This is a genomic window from Cupriavidus basilensis (genome assembly GCF_029335485.1).
In the GTDB taxonomy this organism is placed as follows: domain Bacteria; phylum Pseudomonadota; class Gammaproteobacteria; order Burkholderiales; family Burkholderiaceae; genus Cupriavidus; species Cupriavidus basilensis_E.
The window spans coordinates 1-988 of sequence record NZ_JARJLM010000638.1 but is presented as its reverse complement, the minus strand read 5'-3'; the positions used below and the strand labels follow the sequence as shown (position 1 = coordinate 988).

The 988-nt window shown below is 69.7% G+C and carries 1 protein-coding gene; it reads right to left on the bottom strand.

Annotation, left to right across the window (positions count from 1 at the left end):
* Nucleotide 1 precedes the first annotated feature (1 nt).
* The gene (locus tag P3W85_RS39185) at nucleotides 2-982 is read right to left on the bottom strand and encodes a pyrimidine 5'-nucleotidase (RefSeq protein WP_346430329.1); all 981 of its coding nucleotides are present in this window, start codon (nucleotides 980-982) and stop codon (nucleotides 2-4) included.
* Nucleotides 983-988: the final 6 nt, after the last annotated feature.

The following is a 988-nucleotide window of genomic DNA, read 5'->3' as shown; positions in this document are numbered from 1 at the left end:
ATCATGACCCGATTCTCCGAATTCGTCGTTGGAGTTGATGCATGGATTGTACTTTTACGTCCACATAGCCGGGGCGATTTACGATGCGCGCCCGCACGCGCGGTGCCGATGCCGGCAGCGCCTGCGGCGCCGTCGCGCCTTGCGGCCGCGACGGCGGGTCCTGCGTCTCGGCCGCCACCAGCGTTACCGAATGCTCCTGCGCGGCATGGCCGGCATGCCGCCGGTTTTCCGCGTCCAGCGTGGTGCGCAGCACCGTGTCGCCGCTGACGCCGGCCACGGCCGCATTGGCGGGCATCGGCACGTCGTGCGGGCGCGACGGCGCCAGCGTGCGCAGATAGCCCGTCACCCAGGCGGTGCGGATGCCGGTGCCAGCATAGCGCTTGAGATGGGAGAGCGTGTCCTCCACCAGCACCGCGCGGTGCGGCGCCACGCCTTGCTGGACCAGCAGGCGGCGCAGCATGCGCCGGTCCGGCTTGGGCCGCAGGTGGCCGTGCACCCACATGTCCTCGATCGCTACCACGCGCTCGAAGCAATGCTGGATACCCGCCACGCGCATCACCGCACGCGCGTAATGCTCCGGCGCATTGGTCACCAGGATCTTGCGGCCCGGCAGGCGGCGCAGGTGAGCGACCAGGCCGCGCTGCACCCGCACCATCTCCGCCAGTTGCGGGAAGTCGTGCGCGGCGCGCAGGAAGTCGGCCGGGTCCACGCCGTGATGGCGGATCATGCCGAGCAGGGTCGCGCCATAGCGCTGCCAGTACTTGACCCGTACCTCGCTGGCGGTGGCCTCGTCGCTGCCCAGCACGCGCGCGACATACGCCGTCATCAACTGGTTGATAGCGGGAAAGATCGCGTGCGACGCGTCGTGCAGCGTGTTGTCGAGGTCAAACAGCCAGACCGTGCGGCCGGAATTGTCGCCCGCAGGGCGGCGTCGGCGCGCACCGCGCAGGCTGCGGCGCAAGGGCGGTGAAATAGGTGGCACGCGGGA